The organism is Pseudomonas sp. 91RF (assembly GCF_003576265.1).
GTDB classification, from domain to species: domain Bacteria; phylum Pseudomonadota; class Gammaproteobacteria; order Pseudomonadales; family Pseudomonadaceae; genus Aquipseudomonas; species Aquipseudomonas kribbensis.
The window spans coordinates 24682-43262 of sequence record NZ_QWFC01000006.1; the positions used below are offsets into that span (position 1 = coordinate 24682).

Here is an 18581-nt window from a genome sequence, read left to right on the forward strand (position 1 = left end):
CAGAAAATCGGCGAGTGCCATCATGTAGGAAAAGTGTGCGCCAGAGCGGTGCAAACCTTGTAGGACAAAGCCATTGAAAGATGCCGCCGAGGGCGGCAACTCTCTGATTATCAGCAATCGCAGGCAATCGGGTGGGGCGCGGCTTGCGGTGCCGCAACACTCAATTCGAAGCCTTCATCGAGCCAGCCGGTCACACCGCCGATCATTTCCTTGACCGGATAACCCAGCGCCGCCAGCTTCACCGCAGCCTTGTTGGCGCCGTTGCAGTGAGGCCCCGCGCAATACACCACGAAAAGGGTGTTTTTCGAGTAGTCCACCAGCCCGTCCGCCGTCAGCAAACGCCCGGGAATGTTTATTGCCCCTGGCACATGGCCGCGCTCGAAGGCCAGCGGTCCGCGCACGTCCACCAGCACGAAATCGACCTCGCCGGCCTCCTGGCTATTGAAGACGTCGGAACAATCGGTTTCAAAGGTCAGACGGTTGCTGAAGTGCATCAGGGCAATGGCCGAAGGGGCGGCAGGAATTTCGCGAACCAGGCTGGGCATGTTGTGTTGCTCCTACGTCTGTGAAGGGATGAATAGACTTTATCGAGCCGCCGCTTGCCGCTACAGTGGCGCACAAGACACTCACCGGGAACTTTCCGCCAAATGCCTGATTCACCTGGACTGGTCGCGATTCTGGCCTACGACGGCCTCTGTACCTTCGAGTTCGGCATCGCCGTGGAGATCTTCGGCCTCGCCCGGCCGGAGTTCGAATTCCCGTGGTACGAACACTGTATCGCCGCCGTCGATCAAGGTCCGATGCGCGCCATGGGCGGGATTCAGGTGCTGGCCGACGGCGGTCTGGAGCTGCTGGCGCAGGCGCGCACCATCATCATTCCCGGTTGGCGCGACCGAAATGCGCCGGTGCCCGAGGCATTGCTCACGGCATTGCGTGATGCACACTCGCGCGGCGCCCGGTTGCTGTCGATCTGCTCGGGGGTCTTTGTTTTGGCCGCCAGCGGGCTGCTCGACGGGCATGGCGCCACCACGCACTGGCGCTACACCTCGGAGCTGGCCGAGCGCTTCCCGGCCATCGATGTCGACCCGGACGTGCTTTACGTCGATTCCGGTCAGTTGATCACTTCGGCTGGCAGCGCGGCGGGGATAGACGCCTGCCTGCATCTGGTGGCGCGGGACTTCGGCACTCAGGTGGCCAACTCGGTGGCACGACGGCTGGTGATGTCGCCGCAGCGCACCGGTGGTCAGGCGCAATTCATTCCGACACCGGTCAGCCCGACCCCGCGCAGCGACTTGTCGCGCGTCATGCAGTGGGCCCGCGAGCGCCTGCACGAACCACTGGAAGTGCGCGACCTGGCCAGCGAAGCGGCGATGAGCGAACGCACCTTCCTGCGCAAATTTACCGAAGCCAGCGGCCAGTCACCCAAGGCCTGGCTGCAACACGAACGCCTGGCCCGGGCCCGGGAGTTGCTGGAAAGCACACCGCAGAACACCGAGCAGATCGCCCAGCGCTGCGGTTATCGCTCGGTGGAAAGCTTTCGCGTGGCGTTTCGCAGCGTGGTCGGGGTGCCACCATCGGTGTATCGCGAGCGCTTTGGTCGTGAGGTCAAGATCGAATCTTGAGGCGAGCTGGCAGACGCCATCGCGAGCAGGCTCGCTCCCACAGTGAATCACCTTCCCCGTGGGAGCGAGCCTGCTCGCGATAGGGTCACTTCAGGCAACATGTGACTCAGGGCTTGCGCAACAGATAAGTGTCCATGATCCAGCCATGCCTTGCGCGGGCAGCCTTGCGCACCCGCTCGATTTCATCGGCGACATCACTGAGCTTGCCGCTGATCAAGATCTCATCCGGCGTGCCGAGGTAGGCACCCCAGTAAATCACTGTCTCCTGATCTGCCACCCGATGGTAGGAATCTTCCGCGTCGAGCATCACCACCAGGCTGTCGGTATCACTCACCTGCCCCGCCGCCAGGCGCCGGCCGGTGGTGATTTCAATCGAGCGGCCGATGGTGTTCAACGGCACTTTGTGCTGCGCCGCCAAAGCTTGAACGCTGGTAATCCCCGGAATGACTTCGAATTCAAACGCACATCGCCCCGAAGCCAGAATCGCCTGGAGGATGCGAATAGTGCTGTCGTACAGCGCCGGATCGCCCCACACCAGAAAACCGCCGCACTGCCCGTCAGCCAATTCGTCATTGATCAGGCGTTCGAAGGTTTGCTGCCTGGCGCGGTTCAGATCATCGACACTGGTGCTGTAGTCCACATCGCCGCGCTCGCGCTCCGGGCTCTGGGCTTCGGCGAAACGGTAGGTACGATCAGTGATGTAGCGCTCGCAGATTTCTCGCCGCAGGTCGATCAACTTGTCTTTGCTCTGGCCTTTGTCCATCAGGAAAAACACGTCCACCTGATTGAGCCCCTTCACCGCCTGCATCGTGATGTAGTCGGGGTTGCCAGCGCCAATGCCGATGACCAGCAATCGCTTCATGTGCGGTTTCCTTCAAAATCGATTCCGGGCAAGCGTAGCCGCCAGCGCCCGAAAAAACTCAACTCGACCACCGCCAACGGCTCGACATCGATGCTGTGGAAGGCCTGGCCCTGCAGAACCTGCATCAACGCTGCACGAATGATGAACGGGTGCGTGACGGCCACGACATGACCCGGCGTGGTTTGCAGGGTTGCCAGCCATGCGGCCACTCGCTCACCGAGTTGCGCCACCGATTCCCCGCCGTGGGGCACGGCGCCGGGATCTTCCAGCCAGGCTTGCAGCGCTTCGGGCTCATTGCGCTGCAGGTCCTTGATCGACTGCCCGTGCCAACGCCCCCAGTCGCAATCGCGCAAGGCCTCATCAACCTGAGCGTCATCACCGAACCATTGAGCCGTCTGACGCGTGCGCAATTCCGGGCCACAAATCAAACGGCGTGACATCTCGAACCGAGCGGCCAACGAGTCAGACACTACAGCGCTTTCTTCAACAGCTTCGTTCGTAGGAAAACGCGCCAATTTTTGTGAGAAGGTTCTGGCGTGGCAAATCAAGGTCAAACGGGTGGCTTGCACAATGAGTCACTCGGTCAGAAGGTAAAAAACACCCGGCGAAGTGCCGACAGGACGGCAATTGTGCCGTAAACCGGAGGGCTCAGGGCAACACCATTCAATTGACCACCCTCAAAATAGCGGCAATGTCTGACACGGGTATGGGCGATGGACTACACGAACGATCGACAGACGTGTAGCCCTTGCTACACGGGCATCTCGCCCCATTTTGGGGCTTCACGGACGCCGCGGAAAATTCACTAGACATGTAACGTCAGTTACATAAATACTGTTTTAACGGATTGTGAAGCGAATTCAACACACCCATCCAGCAGGAGCCCGGATGCCCCCTCTCAGAGACCTGATTACTGATCCCGGCCTGGACCTTACGCCGTCAGAGCGCAAAGTCGTCCGGGCCTTGCTCGATCAGTACCCGCGCAACGGCCTCGGGCCCATGGCGCGGCTGGCCGAACACGCCGGCGTCAGCGATCCGACCATCGTGCGTCTGGTAAAAAAACTCGGTTTTGGCGGTTACGCCGAATTCCAGGACGCCCTGCTCAGCGACATGGACCATCGCCTGAGCTCGCCGCGCACGCTGTTGCAACCCCGTTCGAACCTGAATCAGGACGATGCCTGGAGCCACTATCTGGCCCACAGCCACAATCTGCTGGCGGAAACCCAGGCCCTGACCCAACCCGAAGACGTGCGGATTCTCGCGCAATGGCTGCTTGATACGCGCCATCAGGTCTACTGCTTCGGCGGGCGTTTCAGCAGTCTGATGGCGACTTACCTGCTCAATCATTTGCGTCTGCTGCGCCCCGGTTGTTTCGCACTGGAGGACAACGCGCAACTGCCGGATCGCCTGTTCGACCTGCAACGCCAGGACGTGGTGCTGGTGTTCGACTATCGCCGCTACCAGACCCAGGCCCTGCGCGTGGCCACTGCAGCGAAGAACAACAATGCTCGCGTCGTGCTGTTCACCGACATCTACGCCTCGCCGCTGCGCGAACTGGCGGACATGATCATCAGCGCCCCGGTGGAATCGGCTTCGCCGTTCGACACCATGGTCCCGGCGCTGGCCCAGGTCGAAGCGCTGATCGCTTGCCTGACCCTGCGCAGCCCGGATCTGGCCGATCGCCTGGAAGGCATCGATGCCCTGCGCAACGACTTCGACACCCACTTGCTGGAGGATAAATAAGGATGTTCAGCCTTCCCCACCGCTCGCCGCGGGACCTGCCGTTTGTCACCGACCACACCGCGCTGTTGCTGGTGGACATGCAGCGTGCCTGGCTCGAACCGCAGTTCGACCCGCACCTCGAAGGCCCGGACGCTGCGTACTTCCTCAATCGCACACGCTCGCAAGTGGTGCCCAATCAGGTCCGTCTGCTCAACGCCTTCCGCGAGGCACGGCAGAACGTGCTGCACACCCTGATCGAAAGCCTGACCGCCGACGGCCGCGACCGTTCGCTGGATCACAAACTGTCGGACATGCACCTGCCCAAGGGCAGCCCGCAGGCACAGGTCATCGCCGAACTGACCCCGGCAGAAAACGAAATCGTGCTACCCAAAACCTCCTCCGGGGTCTTCAACTCGACCAATATCGACTACGTGCTGCGCAACCTTGAAACCCGTCATCTGATCATCGCCGGCATCGTCACCGACCAGTGCGTGGACATGGCCGTGCGCGACGCCGCCGACCGTGGCTATCTGGTGACTCTGGTGGCGGACGCCTGCGCGACCTACACCGAGGCACGCCACGACGCCTGCCTGAACGCGATCAAGGGCTATTGCTGGATCACCGACACCGACACCGTCCTCGGTCGTCTGCGGGAGATGCAGCCATGAGCGAACGCCTGTCGCCGTTGCCGATGACCACCATCGTCACCACCGACCTGATCGGTATCACCCGTGGCCGCTCGTTTCCCAGCGATGAACTGGAACACTATCAAGCCGCCGGTTGCGGCTGGGTGCCGGCCAACAGTGCGTTGACGCCACAGGACATCATCGCCTCGACCAACCCGTGGGGCGCTTATGGCGATCTGCGGCTGATTCCCGATCTGGCCAGCCGCGTCATGGTGGGCAACGGCCCGGACGCCGCTGCCCCGGCGCTGGACTTCATCCACGGCGACATCCGCGAGACCGACGGCCGCCCCTGGGGCGCCTGCCCGCGCACACTGCTGAGCGATGAAATCGAGCGTTATCGCGATCAGCTCGGGTTGCAGGTCAACGCCGCGTTCGAACACGAATTCAACCTGCACGCCGGATTTGCCGAACACCTGGCGTTCTCTCTCGAATCCCAGCGCCAGGGCGCGGAATTCGGTGGCTGGCTGCTCAGCGCCTTGCGCGCCGGAGGTGTCGAGCCGGAAATGTTCCTGCCCGAATACGGCAAGCATCAATACGAAATCACCTGCCGACCGACCCTCGGCGTGGCGGCGGCAGATCGCGCCGTAAACGTGCGCGAGATCACCCGCGAAATCGCCCGGCAGATGGGCCTGGATCTGAGCTTTGCGCCGAAGACCGCCGCCGATGCGGTGTGTAACGGCGTGCATCTGCACGTCAGTCTGCTGGATCTGGTCGGCCAACCGATGCTCTACGACGCCGGCACCAGCAATGGCTTGTCGACCCTCGGCCAGCACTGGGCGGCGGGCGTGCTGCATTACCTGCCCGCGCTGTGTGCGTTCACTGCACCGACGCCGGTGTCGTACGAGCGTTTGCAGCCGCACCACTGGAGCGCGTCCTACGCTTGCCTGGGCCAGCAGAACCGCGAAGCGGCGCTGCGCATCTGCCCGACCGTAAGCCTGGGCAACAAACCCGTGGCGAAGCAGTACAACCTGGAATTCCGCGCCATGGACGCCACCGCCTCACCGCACCTGGCGATGGCCGCGCTGCTGATCGCCGGACGCCTGGGCATCGAACAGCGTCTGGCGCTGAACGCGATCACCGATGAAATCCCCGATGCACTCAACGACGAACAACGCGAGGCGCGGGGCATCGTTGCCCTGCCTGCCTCACTGGCTCAGGCACTGGATTGCCTGCGTCGCAGCGAAGCGCTGATGGCAGCGCTGCCGGCACCGTTGCTCGACACGTATTTCGCCCTTAAAACCGAGGAACTGGCGCTGACGGAACAGCTCTCGCCCGCTGACCTGTGTGAGCACTATGCACGCCTGTACTGAATCCGCCGAGCTTGGGTTGTACACCCGACCGGTCTACAACCTGATCCGTGAAGATTCGACGCACCCGCTGATTCTGGTGTGCGAACACGCCAGCCGCTACATCCCCGATGCCCTCAACAATCTGGGCCTGGATGACACGGCTGCGCGTGAACACATCGCCTGGGACATCGGTGCGCTGGAATTGGCCGAGCAACTCTCGGAAAAGATCGGCGCCACACTGCTGAGCGCCAATTATTCGCGACTGTTGATCGACCTCAACCGGCCCCGCCACGCCCCGGACAGCATTCCGGCGCAGAGCGAGATCTATCAGGTGCCGGGCAATCGCGAGCTCGATGAGGCCACCCGCGAATACCGTCGCCAGTGCCTGTTCAAGCCGTTTCACACACGGCTGCAACAACTGATCGACGAGCGTCTGGCCGAAGGCCGGCCGGTGCGGGTGGTGGGGATTCACAGTTTCACCCCGATCTATTACGGCCAGCCGCGTGAGCTGGAAGCCGGCGTGCTGTTCGGTCAGGCCAAGGCATACGCCCAGCGTCTGCTCGACGGTCTCGGTCAGCATCCGCTGAAAGTCGTCGGCAACCAGCCGTACAAAATCGACCCACTGGGCGACATGACCGTGCCGGTGCACGGCGATGCCCGAGGCCTCGAATCGGTATTGATCGAGGTGCGCAACGACCTGCTGCGCAGCCCGGAAGCGGTGACCCGCTGGGCAAACTATCTGGCTCCACTGCTTTGAACATTGCTGTAAACGCTGCTGACGCTGTAAACGACGGACCGACATAACAACTAAAACGAACGATTGGCTGACAAGGAGTTGCGCTTCATGGAAATAGAAGAGTTCGGCTACAAACAGGAGTTGAAACGTAGCCTGACACTGACCGACCTGGTGGTGTACGGGATGATCTTCATGATCCCCATCGCCCCCTTCGGCGTGTATGGCTACGTCAACGCCGAGGCACCGGGGATGGTGCCCTTGGCGTACATCATCGGCATGGTGGCAATGGTTTTCACCGCGCTGAGCTACGGCAGCATGGCCCGGGCCTTTCCGATTGCCGGCTCGGTTTATTCCTACGCTCAACGGGGCCTGAATCAACACGTCGGCTTCCTCGCCGGCTGGCTGATGCTGCTCGACTACCTGCTGATTCCGCCGCTGCTTTACGTCTATGCGGCGATGGCGCTCAACCATTTGTACCCGGACATCCCGAAAGTCGGCTTCATCCTGGCATTCCTCGTCAGCGCGACCTTCGTCAACCTGCGCGGTATTACTTTCACCGCCCGCATGAACATCCTGTTCCTGCTGGCGCAGCTCGTTGTACTGGGGATTTTCCTGTTCTACGCCTGGAACGCCCTGCACAACGGTGGCGGCAACGGCCAGTTGACCCTGGCGCCGCTGTATCACCCGGAAACCTTCAATTTCGCCCTGCTGATGCAAGCCGTGTCGATTGCGGTGCTGTCGTTCCTCGGCTTCGATGCGATCTCCACGCTTGCCGAAGAGATCAAGGGCGATCCGGGCCGCAGCGTCGGCAAAGCGGCGCTGATCACCCTGGTGGTGATGGGCGCGATCTTCGTCGTACAGACCTGGATCGCCACCGATCTGGCCGCCGGCATGGGCTTCAAGTCCGCCGACACTGCGTTCTATGAAATCGCCGAAATCGCCGCCGGCAGCTGGCTCGCGACCCTGACCGGCGTGGCCACGGCTCTGGCCTGGGGCGTGGCGGTGGCGATCACTTCGCAAGCGGCGGTCTCGCGCCTGCTGTTCGGCATGGCCCGCGATGGCAAGCTGCCGAAAGTGCTGGCCAAGGTCCATCCGAAACACAACACGCCGTACCTGAGCATTTATCTGGTGGCCGTGCTGTCGCTGGTGATCTGCTACCTGTTCATCAACTCGGTCGACACCCTGACCTCGCTGGTCAACTTCGGCGCCCTGAGCGGCTTCATGCTGCTGCACCTGACCGTGATCAATTACTACTGGCGCCGGCAGAAGTCCAGCCAGGTGATCCGTCACCTGATCTGCCCGGTGATCGGCTTCGGCATCGTCGCGGCCATCATGTACAACATGGGCGTCGATGCCCAGAAACTCGGCCTGATCTGGATCGCCCTGGGTCTGGTGTACCTGTTCTTCCTGAACAAGCTCGGCGCCAGTACCGCGCTGCCTGACCCGAGCAATGGCTGACAAGAAAAAGAGCGGCGTCTGACAACAAATCAGGCGACCGCCGCTTTAACGCGTGGAAACCGACAGTGATAGTCAGGTTCGGCGAATGGGCCGAACCTTTTGATACAGGAGTGCATCCATGCTGGTCTTACGTCCAGTCGAGCCAAACGACCTGCCTCAATTGCAACGACTGGCTCGCGACAGCCTGGTGGGCGTCACGTCCCTGCCGGATGACAGCCAGCACCTGGGCGAAAAAATCGCCGCGTCCTGCGCCTCGTTCGACACGGATGCTGCGGCCCAGGGCCCGGAGAATTACTTTTTCGTGCTGGAAGACCTGGAAAGCCGTCGCCTCGTCGGCTGCTCGGAAATTCTCGCCACTGCCGGATTCAACGAACCGTTCTACAGCCTGCGCAATCGCCATTTCACCAGTGCTTCGCGGGAACTGAACATCGAACACGGCGTTCCGGCACTGTCGCTGTGTCACGACCTTAGCGGCCACACGCTGCTGCGCGGATTTCACATCGACGCAGCGCTGGTGCGCACGCCGTTTTCCGAGTTGCTGTCACGGGCGCGCCTGCTGTTCATCGCAGCTCACGCGCAACGATTTGCCGAAGCGGTCATCACCGAAATCGTCGGCTACAGCGATGAACAGGGGCACTCACCTTTCTGGGATGCACTGGGCAAACATTTCTTCGACCTGCCCTACGTCGAGGCCGAGCGCCTGTGCGGCTTGCAGAGCCGTACGTTTCTCGCCGAACTGATGCCGCAATACCCGATCTACGTGCCAATGCTGCCGCTGGCGGCGCAGGAGTGCATCGGCCGCATCCACCCGGACGGTCAGGAAGCGTTCGACATCCTCGAGCGCGAAGGCTTTGAAACCAACAGCTACATCGACCTGTTCGATGCCGGCCCGACCTTGTATGCGCGCACCGCCAACATCCGCTCGATCGTGCAGAGCCAGATCGCAACGGTTCAAGAGGAACCTCTGATCGACGCCCGCGGTCGCTATCTGGTGAGCAACGATGCACTGCATGGCTTTCGGGCGGTGGTCGCCGAGCTGGATTACCAGCCCGGTCAGCCCCTGGCACTTACGCCGGCGATATGCGCAGCGCTGAATGTCGGCGCTGGCGACACGATCCGGGTGGTTGCCCTGTGAATCGCGCCCTCACCCAACGACGGTGCCCGAGCAGGCGCGCAAAAGGAGTTGCAGCATGATTGTCCGTCCGGTCCAAGTCAGTGACCTGCCAGCATTGATGACGCTAGTGCAACAGGCCGGGCCGGGGTTCACCACCCTGCCCGCCAACGAAGATCGCCTGGCCCACCGGGTACGTTGGGCGCAACGGGCGTTCGCCGAGCAGGTCGAGCGGGCCGATGCCGATTATCTGTTCGTGCTTGAAGACGACGAACAACGAGTGGTCGGCGTCAGCGCCCTTGCCGGCGCCGTCGGCCTGCGCGAGCCCTGGTACAACTACCGGGTCGGGCTGACCGTCAGTTCGGCACCGGATCTGGGCATCCAGCGGCAGATTCCGACCCTGTTCCTCAATAATGAACTGACCGGCCAATCGGAACTGTGCTCGCTGTTCCTGCGCCACGACCAACGCCACGGCAGCAATGGACGTCTGCTGTCATTGGGGCGTTTGCTGTTTGTCGCCGAATTCCCGCACCTGTTCGGCGAGAAAATGATCGCCGAACTGCGTGGCAGTGCAGATGAACAAGGCTGCTCGCCGTTCTGGGACAGTCTGGGCCGGCACTTCTTCCAGATGGACTTCAGTCACGCCGACCACCTGTCCGGGCTGGGCAACAAGGCGTTCATCGCCGAACTGATGCCACGCCAGCCGCTGTACACCTGCCTGCTCACCGAACAGGCCCAGGCCGTGATCGGCCAGGCTCATCCCAACACCGAACCGGCGCTGAAGATCCTTCAGTCCGAGGGTTTCGCCCACAAAGGCTATATCGACATCTTTGACGGTGGCCCGGTGATCGAGGCGCCGATCCGCAGTATCCGTACCGTGCGCGACAGCCTGGAACTGACCCTGAGCATCGGCACGCCGGACGAACAGGCGCCGTTGTGGCTGATCCACAACCGCCGTCTGGAAAACTGCCGCATCACCGTCGCTGCGGGCCGTCGGGTCGGCAGCAGTCTGGTGATCGACCGTCTCACCGCCAAACGCCTGCAATTGCAGCCGGGCAACTCGGTACGGGCTGTGCCGCTGCCCAATCAACAGCAGCAGGCAGTGGCGGCCTGAGCGCCTCTGCCTGCAGCAAGAAAGCCTGAACAGGTTTTTCCTGGTTAACTTCCTCGTTAATTCGTCATGATCCTTGACCCATTGGCGTGATAGCCTTTTCACCTTCGGCGTTGACACCTTTGCTCAAGCCTTTCCATTCCTTTGTATTGGTGGAACTCGTATGACCAGGCTTTCTCATCAAGATTTGCGCCGTAACTTCCGTCAGCTGCTGGCTTCCGACACCTGCTATCACACCGCCTCGGTGTTCGATCCGATGTCCGCCCGCATCGCCGCTGACCTGGGTTTTGAAGTAGGGATTCTCGGCGGTTCGGTCGCCTCGTTGCAGGTGCTGGGTGCGCCGGACTTTGCCCTGATCACCCTCAGTGAATTCGCCGAGCAGGCCACCCGTATCGGCCGCGTCGCCCAGTTGCCGGTGATCGCCGACGCCGACCACGGCTACGGCAACGCGCTCAACGTGATGCGCACCATCGTCGAACTGGAACGCGCCGGCGTCGCCGCGCTGACCATCGAGGACACCCTGCTGCCGGCCCAGTTCGGCCGCAAATCCACCGACCTGATCACTGTCGCCGAAGGCGTCGGCAAGATCCGCGCGGCACTGGAAGCCCGGGTCGACTCGGAAATGGCGATCATCGCCAGGACCAACGCCGGCATCCTGCCGAACCAGGAAATCATCAGCCGCACCAAGCATTACCAGGCTGCAGGCGCTGACGGTATCTGCATGGTCGGCATCCAGGACTTCGATCAGCTCGAGCAGATCGCCGAACACCTGACCGTCCCGCTGATGCTGGTGACCTACGGCAACCCGGCACTGCGCGACGACAAACGCCTGGCCGAACTGGGTGTGCGCGTGACCATCGACGGCCACGGTGCTTATTTCGCGGCGATCAAGGCGACTTACGACAGCCTGCGCGAACAGCGCCAGATCTTCACCCAGGCCTCGGACCTGAGCGCCACCGAACTGACCCACACCTACACCCAGCCTGAGGAATACATCCTCTGGGCCAAGGAATACATGAGCGTCAAAGAGTAACCCTGCACCACGCGACAAAGAGGCAGCGCGGCCCGACGCCATTACGAGTCCACTCGCATGGCGCCCGCCGCGAAACCGCTAGCTGCCGTTACTGCTTCGCCAACTCCATAATCATCCGTGACAACAGATAAATCCGCGGCGCCACACTCTCCACCTCGGCATATTCCTCCGGCGTATGAATATTGCCGCCAACAATCCCGAACCCATCCAGCGTCGGCGTCCCTACCCCGGCCGACAAACTGGCATCCGCCGCCCCGCCACTACCTTCTTCAGTCAGCTTGCGGCCAATCTCACCGTAAATCCCCTTGGCCATCGCCATCAAACGATCCGACTCCGCCGTCTGCGGCATCGGCGGCAAACCGCGTTGCAGTGAGGTCTTCACTTCAGTATCGGGGATCAATTTGTCCTGCGACACCCGCGCCAGATCCTTCTCGATCCGGTCGAACTCTTCCGGCACCGCCGCCCGCACGTCAGCCTTGGCCGTGGCCTGATCCGGGATCACGTTGGTGCGGTCGCCCGCCTTGAGCACGGTGAAGTTGATGGTGGTTTTCTTGGCTTCGTCGCCGAGCTTGCCCAGTTGCAGGATCTGGTGTGCCGCTTCCATCGCCGCGTTGCGCCCCAGTTCCGGCGCGACGCCGGCGTGAGCGGCCTTGCCCTTGACCTCGACCAGCGCGGTGGCACTGCCCTTGCGCCACACCACCAGACCATCCGCCGGACGGCCCGGTTCGAGGTTGAGCGTCACGTCGTGAAGTTTGGCAGTTTTCTTGATCAGGTCGATGGCGACGTCCGAGCCGGTTTCTTCGCTGGCATCGAGCAGGAAAGTGATTTGTGCGTAGTCCTTGAAGTCGAGGTTCTTCAGAATTTTCAGCGCGTAGATGCCGGCGACGATCCCGCCCTTGTCGTCCATCACCCCCGGCCCATAGGCGCGGCCGTCCTTGATGTGGAACGGACGCTCGGCGGCGGAACCTTCCTTGAACACCGTGTCCATGTGCGCCATCAGGAGGATTTTCGCCTTGCCGGTGCCTTTGAGCGTGGCGAGCACGTGATTGGTTTTTTCCGGGGTGTTGGGCACCAGTTCAATAGTCGCGCCAAGCTTTTTCAGCTCATCAATAGCGATTTCGCTGACTTGTTTGAGGCCTTTTTCATCGCCGGAACCGGAGTCGATATTGACCAGGCGCTCCAGCAATTTCAGGGCTTCGGGTTTGTATTGCTCGGCGTCGGCCAGCACTTGTTTGTGCGGTTCGGCGAAGGCGTCAGCGGCTGCGAAAGAGAGGGTCAGGCCGAGACCGGCGGCCAGCAGGGAACGAGGGAATTTGAACGTCATGAATCAATCCTTGTTTCGTGTCGGGTACTGAACCGTACCTGACATCGCCCCAAGGCTCTATCCCGGATGCGACACCCCATCCGTTCAAACCGAACCCAACACCTCGCGCCGTGGCGGATCGTCATTGCAACAGATCACTCGGTTGCGCCCGGTCGCCTTGGCTTCGTACAGCGCCTGGTCGGCGTCATTGAGCCAGCGCGTCGCATCGCCGTGAGCCGGATCGAGTGCGGCCAGGCCGATGCTCAGGCTGACTTTCAGCGCCGGGTTCTGCTCGTACACCAGAAAGGAAAAACGCTCACGCAAGGCTTCCATCGCCTGCGCCGCATTGAACAGCGGCAAGTCCGGCAGGATCACGCAGAACTCGTCGCCGCCGTAGCGCCCGGCCACGTCCGCCATGCGCAGGTTCTGCTTGAGCATCTTGCTCAGCTGACGCAGGACGATATCGCCGGCCACATGGCCGTAGGTGTCGTTGATCGCCTTGAAGTGGTCGATGTCGATCAGCGCAATCGCCGCGCCTTTTTGCTGGCCTTTGCAGCGCAGGAATTCGATTTCCAGTTGATCCTTCCAGGCGCCGTGATTGAGCAGACCGGTGAGGCTGTCGGTACGGCTCAGGGCCAGCAATTCACGTTTCTGCACCCCCAGGGTGTAGGCCTGACGAAAGCAGATCCAGCCCAGCGCCAACGGGTACAGCATCAATAACGGCAAGCAGGCATACATCTGCGCCGGTGTGGTCGAAGGGATGAAGGCAGGGGCGAACACCACCAGCCCGACACAGACGCCAAGCAACTGCGCCGCCGACCCTGCCAACAGAAAGCGCAGACCGCCGATGGCAACGTTATTCATCGCCATCATCGAAATGGTCGTGGCACTGGGGAGCGGATTGAATTGCATGGCCGCGACCCAGAGGCCGCCAAGGAAGGCATCGATCAGCAAATTGCGGTGTTCGGCGTGATAAGGGACTCTCGAACGTCGCGCCCACTGATACGCCAGATGTGGCCAGACCAGGCCGTTGAACACCATCAGCGCCCAGACCCAGGCCGGGGGATCGAGCGGATACATCGCGACGCTCACGCACAAAAGCCCCAGGACCAGCCCCAGGGTTCGCGATGTGTAAAGCCTCCTGGCCAGTGAAAGTCCTTTTCCTCCCGTTCTTCCCATAAGGGCCTCGAGTACACCGCAAAAGGATGTGCTCGGAGTCTAACAGGGCAACGTTAAATAGCCATCACCGGCCAGCGGCCGGCAGTCTCCCCCCCGCGGCCCGCCATTTCCGGCACACGGCAGGCAAATGATTGGCTATACATGAAAGGTGGAAAATGGAAAAAAGACTCTAAGAAGGAGGCCCATGCAGACCTATCAAGTGTTGATCATCGGCAGCGGGTTTGGCGGCCAGTGCGCGGCGGTCAATTTGCTCAAGGCCGGCATCGACGATTTTCGTTTGCTGGAGCGGCGGGACTTTTTCGGCGGCACCTGGTGCCAGAACACCTACCCCGGCGCGGCGGTGGACGTGCCGTCACCCCTGTATTCATTGTCGTTCGCGTCCTACCCGTGGACGCAGATGTTCGCCGGGCAAGCCGAATTGCATCGCTACACCGAACACGTCATCGAGCGTTTCGGCCTGCGCGAGCGGGTGGAGCTGCAAGCCAATGTCGAGCGCATCGAATGGGATGAAAACGAAAAACGCTGGGCCGTACACACCGGCGCCAAGGGCACCTATTACGCGCAGTTCGTGATCAATGCCACCGGACCGCTGAGTCAACCGGTCGTGCCGCCCTTCCCCGGTCGGGATCGCTTTCAAGGCAAGACCTTTCATACAAACAATTGGGATCACAGCTACGACTATCGCGGTAAACGCGTGGCGATCGTCGGCAGCGGTGCCAGTGCGGTGCAGGTGATCCCGACAATTGCACCGGATGTCGCGCACTTGCACGTCTTTCAGCGCACCCCCCATTGGGTGCTGCCGCGCCCCGACCGAAAGTTCGGACGCTTCCAGCGCTGGCTGCTGGGGCTGAAACCGGCCTGGAAGCTGTTGCGCTGGCTGATCTACTGGCAGTTCGAAACCCGGATCATCGCCTTCAAATATTCGAAACCGGCGATTCACATGGTGCAGAACCAGGCGCTGAAGTTTCTCAAACGCCAGGTGACCGATCCTGAACTGCAGCGAAAACTGACGCCGGACTTCACCATCGGCTGCAAACGGGTATTGCTCTCCAACACTTATTACCCGGCGCTGACCCGGCCCAACGTTTCGCTGCACAGCCGCGAACAAGGTATCGCCGGCCTCGATGAAACCGGCATCCTCACCACGGATGGCCAGCACATCGACGTCGATCTGATTGTCTGGTCGACCGGTTACGACGCCACCGATGGCGTGATTTCCTACCCGGTCAGCGGGAAAAACGGCGTAAAACTGCGCGATGTCTGGGCGCAATACCCACGAGCCTACCTCGGTACCAGTCTGCCGGACTTTCCCAACTTGTTTATCGTCACCGGGCCGAACACCGGCATCGGGCATACCTCGGCGCTGTTCATCATCGAATCGCAGATGAACTACATCCTCGACTGCATCCGCACCGTACAGGCCAAAGGTCTGCGCAGCATCGAAGTTCGCCCCGAAGCAGAACGTACCTACACTCAGATGATTCATCGGGAAATGGAACGCACGGTCTGGAAAACCGGCGGCTGCCACAGTTGGTACCAAAGCAGGAGCGGTCATGTGATCGCGATGTTCCCCGGCTTCAGTTTCAGCTACCACCGCTTGACCCGGGTGCTGAAACCGACCGACCACATTCTGTCTTGAACAAGGAAGACCCACGATGCTTTTGCTGTTTGTCGCCCTCGCAGTTTTCGTGGCCTGGAGCTGGTTGAGCTACCCGGCGGTCGGTCACTGGCTCTACGACCTGAGCGCAGCTTTGGAGGCCAGGCTGTATCGGCTGCACAAGATTGAAGTGCCGATCGCCGAAATGACGGTGTCGACCTGGCAAGGCGGGCCGTATGAAGCGTCGAGCAGCATTCTGATGCTGCACGGCTACAGCGCCGAAAAGAACCTGTGGCTGCGCTTCGCCCGGCACTTTGTCGGGCAGTACCGGGTAATTATCCCGGACCTGGCCGGTCACGGCGAAACCGGCTTCAAGGCCGGTGGAGGCTACGACATTCCGGTTCAGGCCAAACGCATGATCCAGCTGCTCGACGTCTGCGGCGTCGAAAAAGTCCACGTGATCGGCAACTCCATGGGCGGTTACATCGCCGCGTGGCTGGCGGCGACCTACCCGGATCGCATCGCTTCGGTAGCGCTGATCGACCCGGCCGGCGTCACCGCGCCCGAGGCCAGCGACATGGAGCGTCACCTCGCTCGTGGGCACAATCCGTTCCTGATCAACTCCCGGGAAGAATTCCGACACTTCTATGCGATGACCATGGCCTCGCCGCCGTGGGTGCCCGGTCTGGTGCTCGACGCGATTGCCCAGCGCTACGAGCAACAACGGGACGAACTGGAAGAGATCTTCCGGGATTTTCGCGCAAGTCCGCCGATGGAACCGAAGTTGCCGGACATCAAATGTCCGGCGCTGTTGCTCTGGGGTCGCAAGGACCGGTTGATCGATGTCAGCAGTGTGCCGGTGTGGAGCAAGGGCATCGCCAATCTGCGGGTCGATGTGTGGGATGGCGTCGGGCACATGCCGATGGTCGAGCAGCCGTCGAACACGGCGCGTTTGTATCGGGAGTTTCTGGGGGAAAACTCACGCGTGGAGAGGTAACCGGTCAGTCGTTGGCAGAATGAAGTTCGTAGGATTCTTCGTTTGCCCGCGTCGGCGAAGGCTGCGATCTTTTCCCCCATCCTTTACGTGACCGTGCCAGGAATTTTTTTCATGACCGTGCAGCCGTTCGTCAGTCCCGACCTGATCCGCCAACGCTTCTCCAAAGCGATGTCCGACATGTACCGCGAAGAAGTGCCGCTGTACGGTGCACTGATGGAACTGGTGGAGCAGACCAACCGTGAAGTGCTGGCCCGCGAGCCGCAGATCGCCCGCCAACTGCACAGCACCGGCGAAATCGAACGGCTGGACATGGAGCGCCACGGCGCAATCCGCGTCGGCACCGCCGCCGAACTGGCCACCCTCGCCCGCCTGTTTGCGGTGATGGGCATGCAGCCCGTGGGTTATTACGACCTGACCCCCGCCGGGGTGCCGGTGCATTCCACGGCGTTTCGAGCAGTGCATGAAGATGCGCTGCAGGTCAGCCCGTTCCGGGTGTTCACTTCGTTGTTGCGACTGGAATTGATTGAAGATCCCGAGTTGCGGGCCTTCGCCCAATCAGTGCTGGATCAGCGTTCGATCTTTACGTCAGAGGCATTGCGCCTGATTGAACAGGCTGAAGCCGTTGGTGGACTGACTGAGTCCGAAGCCGGGGAATTTGTCCTGCAAGCGTTGGAGACTTTTCGCTGGCACCACAGCGCCACCGTCACCGCCGCGCAATACCAGACCCTTAGCGCCCAGCATCGTCTGATTGCCGATGTGGTTGCGTTCAAAGGCCCGCACATCAACCACCTGACACCGCGTACGCTGGACATCGACATTGTTCAGGCGCAGATGCCGCTGCATGGCATCACGCCCAAAGCGGTGATCGAAGGGCCGCCGCGCCGGCAGCATCCGATCCTCCTGCGCCAGACCAGTTTCAAGGCACTGGACGAGCCGATCGCCTTCACCGACCAGACGCAAACCCGCGGCAGCCACAGCGCTCGCTTCGGCGAGATCGAACAACGAGGTGCAGCGCTGACACCCAAGGGCCGGGCGTTGTACGACCGTCTGCTGAATGCGGCGCGAGATGAATTGGGCGATTTCCCCAACGAAGGCAACGCCTCACGCTACAACGCGCTGATGACCCAGCACTTCAGCGAATTTCCTGACAGCCTCGAAGGCATGCGCGAGCAGGAATTGGCCTACTTCCGTTATTTCCTGACAGACAAAGGGCTTGCGGCGGGTCGTCCCGCTGAGGTTTCGCTGCAAGCTTTGTTGCGCGACGGCTATGTGAAAGCCGAACCGCTGGTGTACGAAGATTTCCTGCCGGTGAGTGCGGCGGGGATTTTTCAGTCGAACCTGGGGGACGCCGCGCAGACGCACTATGGCGAGCACTCCAACCGGCAGTCATTCGAACTGTCCCTGGGACGTTCGACCATCGATGAACTGGGCTTGTATGCCGAGACTCAACGGCGTTCGATCGAGGAATGTTTGAAGGCGCTTGCCCGATAACGCGACGAAGCGGCGCTTGGCCATACTGCGCAAGAAGTTGCGCAGTTCCCCATAATAAAAACCCCATCAGAATCGCTGCAGCCCTTGCACATCAAGGGCTGCAGCCAAGTGCGCAAGAAGTTGCGCAGTACTGCGCAACTTCTTGCGCACTTTTTGCCTGAAATGCAGGTTTTTTCGCCCAGAAAACAGCTCCCTCTGCACCAGGCCCTTGATCTACAAGGCTTCTGAAAAACTGGCACGCTCTTTGATAACAGTCAGGCACCCACCGGGCGATTTCGCCTCCCGGGCACCCTAACTTTATCCGCAAGGAGCACCTCCCATGGCAACACCAGCGTACATGTCGGTTACCGGCGAAAAACAAGGCCTGATCACTGCCGGCGCCTT

The 18581-nt window shown here is 61.3% G+C and carries 17 protein-coding genes and 1 pseudogene; 13 read left to right on the top strand and 5 right to left on the bottom strand.

Annotated features, from left to right (window positions below):
- Window positions 1-110: 110 nt before the first annotated feature.
- Window positions 111-545 carry a rhodanese-like domain-containing protein gene (locus DXT77_RS00190; RefSeq protein ID WP_119426140.1) on the bottom strand — a complete coding sequence of 145 codons (435 nt, stop codon included), beginning with the start codon at window positions 543-545 and terminating at the stop codon, window positions 111-113.
- 102 nt (window positions 546-647) lie between these two features.
- Here DXT77_RS00190 and ftrA point away from each other — a divergent pair, with 102 nt between their 5' ends.
- On the top strand, window positions 648-1622 hold the full coding sequence (gene ftrA / locus DXT77_RS00195; RefSeq protein WP_119426141.1) for a transcriptional regulator FtrA: 975 nt from the start codon (window positions 648-650) through the stop codon (window positions 1620-1622).
- A 106-nt stretch (window positions 1623-1728) separates the two neighbouring features.
- On the opposite strand, the gene cobF is transcribed toward ftrA, so the two are convergent.
- Both cobF and DXT77_RS00205 read right to left on the bottom strand, forming a co-directional pair.
- Entirely contained in the window at window positions 1729-2484 is a 756-nt protein-coding gene (gene cobF / locus DXT77_RS00200) for a precorrin-6A synthase (deacetylating) (RefSeq protein WP_119426142.1), read from the bottom strand.
- Window positions 2481-3053 (bottom strand): histidine phosphatase family protein, encoded by a 573-nt coding sequence (locus DXT77_RS00205; RefSeq protein WP_119426143.1) that lies wholly within the window; start codon window positions 3051-3053, stop codon window positions 2481-2483. The genes cobF and DXT77_RS00205 overlap by 4 nt, the downstream gene beginning before the upstream one ends.
- Window positions 3054-3372: 319 nt before the next feature.
- Here DXT77_RS00205 and DXT77_RS00210 point away from each other — a divergent pair, with 319 nt between their 5' ends.
- The 8 genes from DXT77_RS00210 (at window position 3373) to DXT77_RS00245 (ending at window position 11630) form a co-directional block, all read left to right on the top strand.
- Window positions 3373-4227, top strand: coding sequence for a MurR/RpiR family transcriptional regulator (locus DXT77_RS00210; RefSeq protein ID WP_085708712.1), 855 nt, complete (start codon window positions 3373-3375; stop codon window positions 4225-4227).
- 2 nt (window positions 4228-4229) lie between these two features.
- A complete protein-coding gene (locus tag DXT77_RS00215) occupies window positions 4230-4874 on the top strand; it encodes an isochorismatase family cysteine hydrolase (protein WP_119426144.1) in 645 nt (214 codons plus the stop codon).
- Window positions 4871-6202, top strand: a complete 1332-nt coding sequence (locus DXT77_RS00220; protein WP_119426145.1) for a glutamine synthetase — start codon at window positions 4871-4873, stop codon at window positions 6200-6202. Before DXT77_RS00215 ends, DXT77_RS00220 begins: the two co-directional genes overlap by 4 nt.
- A complete protein-coding gene (locus DXT77_RS00225; RefSeq protein WP_119426146.1) occupies window positions 6186-6938 on the top strand; it encodes an N-formylglutamate amidohydrolase in 753 nt (250 codons plus the stop codon). Before DXT77_RS00220 ends, DXT77_RS00225 begins: the two co-directional genes overlap by 17 nt.
- Before the next feature lie 87 nt (window positions 6939-7025).
- The gene (locus DXT77_RS00230; protein WP_119426147.1) at window positions 7026-8375 is read left to right on the top strand and encodes an APC family permease; all 1350 of its coding nucleotides are present in this window, start codon (window positions 7026-7028) and stop codon (window positions 8373-8375) included.
- A 118-nt stretch (window positions 8376-8493) separates the two neighbouring features.
- Window positions 8494-9510 carry an arginine N-succinyltransferase gene (locus tag DXT77_RS00235; protein ID WP_119426148.1) on the top strand — a complete coding sequence of 339 codons (1017 nt, stop codon included), beginning with the start codon at window positions 8494-8496 and terminating at the stop codon, window positions 9508-9510.
- A gap of 55 nt (window positions 9511-9565) precedes the next feature.
- Window positions 9566-10600 carry an arginine N-succinyltransferase gene (astA, locus tag DXT77_RS00240; RefSeq protein WP_085708718.1) on the top strand — a complete coding sequence of 345 codons (1035 nt, stop codon included), beginning with the start codon at window positions 9566-9568 and terminating at the stop codon, window positions 10598-10600.
- Window positions 10601-10760: 160 nt separating this feature from the next.
- On the top strand, window positions 10761-11630 hold the full coding sequence (locus DXT77_RS00245; RefSeq protein ID WP_085708719.1) for an oxaloacetate decarboxylase: 870 nt from the start codon (window positions 10761-10763) through the stop codon (window positions 11628-11630).
- An 88-nt stretch (window positions 11631-11718) separates the two neighbouring features.
- Here the strand turns inward: DXT77_RS00245 and DXT77_RS00250 are convergent, their stop codons facing one another.
- Window positions 11719-12954, bottom strand: a complete 1236-nt coding sequence (locus tag DXT77_RS00250) for a M20/M25/M40 family metallo-hydrolase (protein ID WP_119426149.1) — start codon at window positions 12952-12954, stop codon at window positions 11719-11721.
- A gap of 84 nt (window positions 12955-13038) precedes the next feature.
- Window positions 13039-14112 carry a diguanylate cyclase gene (locus DXT77_RS00255; RefSeq protein ID WP_119426150.1) on the bottom strand — a complete coding sequence of 358 codons (1074 nt, stop codon included), beginning with the start codon at window positions 14110-14112 and terminating at the stop codon, window positions 13039-13041.
- Between the two features lie 184 nt (window positions 14113-14296).
- On the opposite strand from DXT77_RS00255, the gene DXT77_RS00260 reads away from it, so the two are divergent.
- The 4 genes and pseudogenes from DXT77_RS00260 to DXT77_RS00275 form a co-directional block, all read left to right on the top strand.
- The gene (locus DXT77_RS00260) at window positions 14297-15751 is read left to right on the top strand and encodes an NAD(P)/FAD-dependent oxidoreductase (protein ID WP_119426151.1); all 1455 of its coding nucleotides are present in this window, start codon (window positions 14297-14299) and stop codon (window positions 15749-15751) included.
- 16 nt (window positions 15752-15767) lie between these two features.
- On the top strand, window positions 15768-16706 hold the full coding sequence (locus DXT77_RS00265; RefSeq protein WP_119426152.1) for an alpha/beta fold hydrolase: 939 nt from the start codon (window positions 15768-15770) through the stop codon (window positions 16704-16706).
- 111 nt (window positions 16707-16817) lie between these two features.
- Entirely contained in the window at window positions 16818-18197 is a 1380-nt protein-coding gene (locus DXT77_RS00270) for a VOC family protein (protein WP_119426153.1), read from the top strand.
- A gap of 319 nt (window positions 18198-18516) precedes the next feature.
- Window positions 18517-18581, top strand: a pseudogene (locus DXT77_RS00275) (type VI secretion system tube protein Hcp); the annotation flags it as partial.